This window comes from Corynebacterium sp. EPI-003-04-2554_SCH2473622 (assembly GCF_001665955.1).
GTDB classification, from domain to species: domain Bacteria; phylum Actinomycetota; class Actinomycetes; order Mycobacteriales; family Mycobacteriaceae; genus Corynebacterium; species Corynebacterium pseudodiphtheriticum.
Genome location: NZ_LZMN01000026.1, coordinates 1 through 7,872, shown reverse-complemented (window position 1 = coordinate 7,872; position 7,872 = coordinate 1). Strand labels below are relative to the sequence as shown.

General features: G+C 52.9%; 6 protein-coding genes. 5 read left to right on the top strand and 1 reads right to left on the bottom strand.

Annotation, left to right across the window (positions count from 1 at the left end; translation table 11 throughout):
* Positions 1-145 precede the first annotated feature (145 nt).
* The 5 genes from dnaB to A5774_RS01975 all read left to right on the top strand — a co-directional run bounded on the left by dnaB (position 146) and on the right by A5774_RS01975 (position 5,735).
* Positions 146-1,693 (top strand): replicative DNA helicase, encoded by a 1,548-nt coding sequence (dnaB, locus tag A5774_RS01995; protein ID WP_021353271.1) that lies wholly within the window; start codon positions 146-148, stop codon positions 1,691-1,693.
* A gap of 183 nt (positions 1,694-1,876) precedes the next feature.
* Entirely contained in the window at positions 1,877-2,254 is a 378-nt protein-coding gene (gene trxA, locus A5774_RS01990; RefSeq protein WP_023018757.1) for a thioredoxin, read from the top strand.
* Positions 2,255-2,594: 340 nt separating this feature from the next.
* The gene (sucC, locus tag A5774_RS01985) at positions 2,595-3,773 is read left to right on the top strand and encodes an ADP-forming succinate--CoA ligase subunit beta (RefSeq protein ID WP_024272810.1); all 1,179 of its coding nucleotides are present in this window, start codon (positions 2,595-2,597) and stop codon (positions 3,771-3,773) included.
* Between the two features lie 18 nt (positions 3,774-3,791).
* Complete coding sequence (gene sucD / locus A5774_RS01980; RefSeq protein WP_064833161.1) at positions 3,792-4,679, top strand: succinate--CoA ligase subunit alpha; 888 nt, start codon at positions 3,792-3,794, stop codon at positions 4,677-4,679.
* Between the two features lie 237 nt (positions 4,680-4,916).
* A complete protein-coding gene (locus A5774_RS01975) occupies positions 4,917-5,735 on the top strand; it encodes a PspA/IM30 family protein (protein WP_064833160.1) in 819 nt (272 codons plus the stop codon).
* Positions 5,736-5,893: 158 nt separating this feature from the next.
* Here the strand turns inward: A5774_RS01975 and A5774_RS01970 are convergent, their stop codons facing one another.
* Entirely contained in the window at positions 5,894-7,429 is a 1,536-nt protein-coding gene (locus A5774_RS01970; RefSeq protein WP_064833159.1) for an NYN domain-containing protein, read from the bottom strand.
* Positions 7,430-7,872 lie beyond the last annotated feature (443 nt).

Sequence of the window (7,872 nt, the reverse complement as noted above, 5' to 3'; positions counted from 1 at the left end):
AATATCCTGTGGATAACTTTTGTGAATGAGTACTCGGAGGGGTGTTTGTATAGTTGGCCTAGATGCTGTTTTGCGAAGCTTGCAGTGTTGGTTGGCTCGTTAGAATGAACTCCACAGAACAATCTGCCATGGGGAGGAGACCCAAATGAGCCCGGAAGCCAACGCAAATTTTTCGGATGATTATCAGCTTCCGGAGCCACCACCGGAAGAACCAAGTTTCGACGTCCCAGATATTCATGATGCTGGATTCAGTGCATCCGATCATGATTTTTCGCGAAATAGCTTTTCCGGAAATGATTCTAAGTATCGTTCCCGGAACAAGGGCGGGCGTGGCAAATTCCAACAAGATCAGCCAGACGCTTACGGTGATTTTCGGCAGCCTCCGCATGACCGAGAAGCTGAACAAGGCGTCCTTGGCGCGATGCTGATGAGCCCGAATACCGTCATGGAAGTCATCGAGGAGCTTGACCCCGAGGATTTTTACTACCCTGCGCATAGCCTGATCTACGAGGCGATGCTGGATCTTTATGCCAATGGCGAGCAAATTGATCCCGTGATTGTTTCGGGGCGTTTGGACCGGTACAACAATTTAGAACGCACCGGTGGCGCGGTATATTTGCATACCCTCATTTCTTCGGTGCCGACCGCCGCGAACGCTTTGTATTATGCGGAGTTGGTCGCGGAAAAAGCAGTGCTGCGCAAGCTTGTCGACGCCGGCACCCGGGTAGTCCAGCTGGGATTTGCTGGCACGGAGGACGCCGAGGTCACCGACGTGATAGACCGCGCCCAGCAGGAAGTCTTCGCGGTCTCGCAAAAGCGCAAAACCGAAGACTACCGTGCGCTGAGCGACTTAATTAAACCGACAGTAGACGAGCTGGCCGCACTCGAGCGCGTCGGCGGTTTGGAGTCCGGTGTACCAACGGGCTTTATCGACCTGGACAAAGTCACCAATGGGCTGCACCCCGGTCAGATGATTATCGTTGCGGCGCGCCCTGGTGTCGGTAAGTCGACGCTGGCGATGGATTTTATGCGTTCCTGTTCCATCGAAAACGGCAAAACTTCGGTGATTTTTTCGTTGGAAATGTCGGCGTCTGAGATCGTTATGCGTCTGCTTTCTGCGGAAGCAGAAATCCAATTGACGGATATGCGGTCCGGCAGGATGGATGAACGCGCCTGGGAAAAGCTCACCGACAAACTTAATACGGTGCAAAATGCTCCGATTTTTATCGACGATTCGCCAAACTTGACGATGATGGAGATCCGTTCAAAGGCCCGCAAGCTGAAGCAACAACATGGTTTAGACCTGCTTGTTTTGGATTATCTCCAGTTGATGAGTTCGGGCAAGCGTGTGGAATCGCGGCAACAGGAAGTTTCTGAGTTCTCGCGTCAGTTGAAGTTGTTGGCGAAAGAACTGGAAGTTCCAGTGGTGGCGATTTCCCAGCTGAACCGTGGGCCGGAAGCCCGTACGGACAAAAAGCCTCAGCTGGCTGACCTTCGTGAGTCGGGTTCGTTGGAGCAGGACGCGGATATGGTTATGTTGCTTTACCGCCCCGATTCGCAAGACAGGGAAGATTCGCGTGCTGGTGAAGCGGACATCATTCTGGCTAAACACCGCGGTGGACCAATCGATACAGTTACCGTGGCGCATCGTCTCCGTTTTTCGCGATTCGACAATTACGTGCAGCGGGTTTAGCAGCAGCTTTGGATACAAGGCTAGTGGCGTGGGAATAGCGTCGGAAAGTTTGTTGTTGTGTCATATGTCAGCTACTTCAGCGGATGCTGTGTGCGCGAAAATCAGCGTCGAAGCGTACCGTGGGAAGTCTGCGAATAATGTACTAACGCACTCAATGAGATTTATTGAAGGAGAAACCCACTCATGGCAACCGTAGACATTACTGAAGACACCTTTGAAAGCACCGTTGCTGATAATGATGTCGTTATCGTCGATGCTTGGGCAGAGTGGTGTGGCCCATGCCGCCAGTTTGCGCCGACTTTTGAGAAATCTTCGGAACAGCACGGTGATATCGTGCATGCGAAATTGGACGTTGATAACAACCAGGGAATCGCCGCTGCTTTAGAGATTCAGTCGATCCCGACATTGATGATTTTCCGGGATTCCATCATGGTTTTCCGGGAAGCTGGCGCATTGCCACCAGCGGCTTTGGAAGACGTTATCCAGCAGGTGAAGAAACTGGACATGGATGACGTACGTAAGCAGCTGGCTGAGCAGAATGCGCAGCAAGACAACTCTTAACACCCTATAGAGGAGGCTCCGGCAGCGTAGCTGTCCTAGCGACGGTGTCTGGAACTCATGTTATGCAGCCGACGAGCTGAGGAATAAATGGCCTGCACGGTGCGATTGAAGCCGTGTAATGCTTTAAATTTCCCGGCTCGTCGGTTTGTTTATTCAGTAGGGTTCTCTAGCCCGTGCTCTTATTTAGTGCTGGCTTAGGTCACAGCTTGCGGGGAGACTCGCCACATATGGCCGGCAGGACCTGGCATTTATGCGTTGGGTCACTGAAAAGCCACCAAATTTTCCGTATTATTTTTGGAGTACGGCGATAGACGAAATTCGATTTCGGAATGGAGCAAACGTGGATCTATACGAGTACCAAGCTCGTGACTTGTTCAGCGCACACGATGTCCCTGTGCTGCAGGGCATTGTCGCAACGAACCCAGAGCAGGCAAAGAAGGCTGCAGAAGAGATCAATGCCGATCTTTTCGTTGTGAAAGCGCAGGTGAAAACCGGTGGCCGTGGCAAAGCCGGTGGTGTGAAGCTGGCTAAGAGCCCGGCTGAGGCTGCGGAAAAGGCAGAGGAAATTCTCGGCCTGGATATTAAGGGCCACACCGTTAACACCATCATGGTTGCTGAAGGCGCAGATATCGCTGAAGAGTACTACTTCTCGATTCTGTTGGACCGCACCAAGCGCAGCTACCTGGCTATGTGCTCCAAAGAAGGTGGCGTGGAGATTGAAACGCTCGCCGAAGAGCACCCAGAAAAGCTGGTGCGTAAGAACTTCTCACCACTGGAGGGGCTGACCGAGGATATCGCTCGTGATATCGCCAAGGAAGCCGGTTTCAGCGATGAAGAAACCGAGCAGTTGGTTCCTGTCTTCCGTAAGCTTTACGAAGTTTATGAGAAAGAAGACGCACAGCTGGTCGAGGTTAACCCATTAGTCAAGACCGACGATGGTCGCATCATTGCACTCGACGGCAAGGTTTCTCTCGACGACAACGCAGTGTTCCGTCATGAAGACCACGCGAACCTGGAGGACGCCGCCGCGGCTGATCCTTTGGAGCGTCGCGCCAAGGAATTGGGCCTGAACTACGTCAAGCTCGACGGTAGCGTTGGCGTGATTGGTAATGGTGCTGGTCTGGTTATGTCTACGCTGGACGTTACCGCTTACGCCGGTGAAGAATTCGGCTCGAAGCCAAAGCCAGCGAACTTCCTGGACATCGGTGGCGGTGCCAATGCCTCTGTCATGGCTAATGGCCTCGAGGTCATCTTCAGCGATGAACAGGTGAAATCCGTATTCGTTAACGTTTTCGGTGGTATCACCGCTTGTGACGAAGTAGCAAACGGCATTGTGCAGGCCAACAAGATCCTGGCTGATCAGGGCGTGCAGGCGAAGCCAATGGTCGTCCGTTTGGATGGCAACAATGCAGAGTTGGGACGCAAGATCCTCAGCGAAGCTGGCTTGGCACACGTTGAACAGGTAACCACCATGGACGAAGCAGCACGCCGTGCAGCCGAACTGGCTGACCAGGCTTAAGGAAGGGGCATAAAAACAGTGTCTATTTTTCTAGACTCAGATTCGAAGATCATCGTTCAGGGCATGACTGGCTCTGAAGGTATGAAGCACACCCAGCGCATGCTGAATTCCGGAGCCAACATTGTTGGTGGTGTGAACCCGAAGAAAGCCGGCGAACAGGTGGAATTCGAAGGCGGCAAGACTGTCCCTGTCTTCGGTTCTGTCGAAGATGCCAAGAACGAGACCGGAGCTAACGTCTCTGTACTTTTCGTTCCAGCGAAGTTCACCAAGGCAGCTGCTGAAGAAGCTATCGACGCAGAAATGCCACTTGTTGTTGTGATTACCGAAGGCGTTCCGGTCAAGGACACCGCGGAATTCCACGCTGCGGCGAAAAAGAGCGGCAAGACCCGCATTATCGGACCAAACTGCCCTGGTCTGATCTCCCCAGGCAAGTCCAATGCAGGCATCATCCCAGCAGAGACTGCTCCAAACCCAGGCAAGATCGGCTTGGTTTCCAAATCCGGTACCTTGACCTACCAGATGATGTACGAGTTGCGTGACATCGGATTCACCTCTTGCGTTGGTATCGGTGGTGACCCAGTTATTGGTACTACCCATATCGATGCTATCGAGGCATTCGAGAACGATCCTGAGACTGAAGCCATCATTATGATCGGTGAGATCGGTGGCGACGCTGAGGAAAACGCTGCGGAATACATCAAGGACAACGTCACCAAGCCAGTTGTTGGTTACATTGCTGGCTTCACCGCTCCAGAAGGCAAGACTATGGGCCACGCTGGCGCTATTGTTTCTGGTTCTTCCGGAACCGCAGAAGCTAAGAAGCAAGCTTTGGAAGCTGCTGGTGTCAAGGTCGGCAAGACTCCAACCGATGCTGCCAACCTGATGCGCGAAATCATTGGTGCCTAAACAGCAGACAATGTCTAGACAGGAGTTCCTGTAGCTTGCAGGCTCGCAGAAATTGCGAGCGCGTGTAGGACTCGTAGAAATTCCGGCCCGTTTCATCCCGTCGAAGAGGATGGAAGGGCCGGTTTTCTATTTCTATTGGCAGTCTAATTGGCCTGGTTCTTTCCGTATCATGGGCTGCAAGAACCGTAACTAACTAGGCAGGTGCAACTGCACTTGAAACCAAGGAGTGAACTGATTATGGCCAATCCCATCAGTAAGGGCTGGAAGTATCTCATGGCGTCATTCGACAACAAGATTGATGAGCATGCGGATCCGAAGGTACAGATTAAGCAAGCCACTGAAGCTGCAAAACAGCAGCACCGGGAGATCTCCGAGCAAGCTTCGAAGGTAATAGGCAATAAGAAGCAACTCGAAATGCAATTGAACCGGCTATTACAAAGCCAGGACGAGTATCAGTCGCAAGCTCGTGAGGCCTTGCAGGCCGCAGACCAGGCTGAAGGCAATGGTGATGCCGAGAAGGCACAGCGCTTTAATGAAACAGCAGAATTGATTGCATCCCAGCTTGTGGGAGTGGAAAAAGAGCTAACGCAGACTAAAGAAATGTACAATTCTGCGCAGCAGGCTGCGGAACAAGCCAAAGCAGAGCTGCAAAAATCAGAAGCTCGGTTGGAAGAGCAACTCAATGAAGTTCGTCGTTTAGAGCAGCAGGTCGAGCAAACAAAAATGCAGGAAAAGACCAGCGAAGCAATGAACTCAATGAATTCGCAAATCGGTGGAGATGACTCTACCCCGACTTTGGACGGGGTACGCGACAAGATCGAACGTCGTTACGCGAATGCATTGGGGGCACAGGAACTTTCCCGTAATTCGGCCAGCGATGCAATGGCTGAAATTTCCGCAAGTACTTCGGCGCGCGATGTGAAAGCCAACGCTAAATTAGATGAAATTCGTGCTTCGATGGCCGCTGGTTCATCCGAGGAGAATAAAGCTATTGGTGCAGGTAAGAGCAGCGATGATGCTGATAGCAGTGATTCGGCAGAACAGAAAGATTCTTAACCTGCACTGACCGCTGAACTGATTTATCCCTTCGAAAGCTGCAAGGAAAACAGAACCGCCCGCAAACTGCAGGGCACAACATGACAGCCCGGAAGCTCAGGGCAAAGTTAAAGCGCGGACCGGTCGGTCCGCGCTTTTGTGTAAGGCGATGCGGCAGTCTAGCTATCGCGCGAAGCGTTGAGTAAAATACCGCGAATTCCGGAATGGAATCCGTCGCGTAATTTCACCCGCTGCGTCTCGCTCAAGGTGTATTCATGCAGTGTCTCGCAGGCGAATTGCAGGAGTGGGCGATCCACCTCAGGCGGTAGCCCGCCCCCGGAAAGTAGGTGGGCCTGATCGCGTTGCTCAGGGGAAGCCGCATTGTCGTACCACCAGCGAGCATATTGTTGACCGACGTCGAAAGGTGTTTGAAAACCGGCGGATGTCCAGACTTCTTCTGGCAATGGGACGTAGCGTGAGCGCAGTTTGCGACGCGGTGCCATCATCGATGGTGAGGGGCGCGGAGCGCTAGGCTTAGGGCTGGCAGGTGAGCCACCAGGTGCGTTGTCCTCGTTGTTGTCGGAAGCATTGTCCCGGTGGGAGTCGCTGGTAGCTCGGCTGTATGCGCGCAGCTCGGCTTCGACTTCCGACGGGTCCTTGTCGTCGTCAAGCGCTTCGCCCGGAGGGGTCTCAGATTGTGTGGTCGGAGCGGCGGGAGTGATATTTGGTGCCGATTGGTTGCCCCCGGGTGTTGCCGGAGGAGTGGCTGCGACATCCTCTGGTGCGAGTGGAGCATCCTGGACCTCAGAAGCCTGCACATGAGGACCAGGCTTGGGGGTGGGGTCGAGTTTCTCGGCGAATTCATCGCTGTCGGGTTTCCGGGGGGATTCGCCGGGCTTTGGGATACGGGATTTTTCCGGACCGTGCGTCTCGGCGGTTGGTTGCGAAGAATCGGCTTTCGCGGTTTCGTAGTCGCCTTTGGAGGTGACTGTTCCATGCGTCTGGACGCTCGTACTAGGTGCATCAGGCGAGCTGGTTTCCTGGGAGTGCACCACAGAAGATTTGGCACAATCGTCGCCGACGCTAGGTGCGGCCGATTCTTCTCCCTCTGTATCACACACAGATGATTCTTCGGAGTGGTGGTCGCGTACCGTCGGTGGTAGCGGACCTTCCAGCACCTGGAGTTCCATGGCGCCGGTGAAGTCCTCCCGAGGATCGAGGATGGTCGTTGTATCGCAGGCATGGCGTAGCGCGGCTGACATGGAGTCCCAACCAAAACCGTAGAGGTGTACTCGGATCCCAGCATTGGTTGCTTCCTGGACGCCGGGGATCATGTCGGCGTCGCCAGAAACCAGCACCATGTCAGTGAATTGCTGTTTGCAGGCGGTTGTCACCATATCTGCCACTAAGCGCGTGTCGACGGCTTTTTGTGTGCGCCTTTCGCCCCATTCAATCAATTGTCCGGTTCGTAACTGCACTCCTTCACAAGTACGAAGTGCGCGTTGATAACGATGTGGACCAGTATCTGGGATGCCGTCGTACCAATTCTGGCGATGTACGCGTTGCCCTAATTGGTTGGAAATCATGCCATCCAAGATGGCGACGACCTCAGGTAGATCAATTTCTAATTGTGCACGGGCGCCGATTTCCCATGAGTTATAAAAGCTCGCAAGCAAATACGAGGTATCGACATACACAACTGTGCGTTCAAGCATGACTCCTAAATCCGTTTCTCTAATAGATCTAAATAAGTTTCTCTATCTAGTTTGCCTGAATACGGGCTATGAGTCGATAAATCCCGGACCTTAACAGCCAGACGCTAGGAGAAAGCCAGACTAAACGCCGTTACTGGCCTGTATTTCAGTGACGGCTATGGCGCGAGTGGCTAATCATTCGGAGTAATGAACAGCAGAAGGGAGTGGCGGAATATTAGATCGTGGTTTGGCGAAAGTTCGACACTTATAGCGTCGTTATAGCGCGGTTATCGTGATGGTTGGTTACGGAAGAAAGTGGTCTCTAACCAGGGCAAACGAAACCGTTGAACAATCGATTTGCATTGTGTTTTGTTATCGCTTAAGCTTATCCAAGTCGCCGCGAGGGGCTGACAGAGAAAATAACTTCACAGGATGTTGGTTCTGGTGGTTGTGTTCTTTGTTTG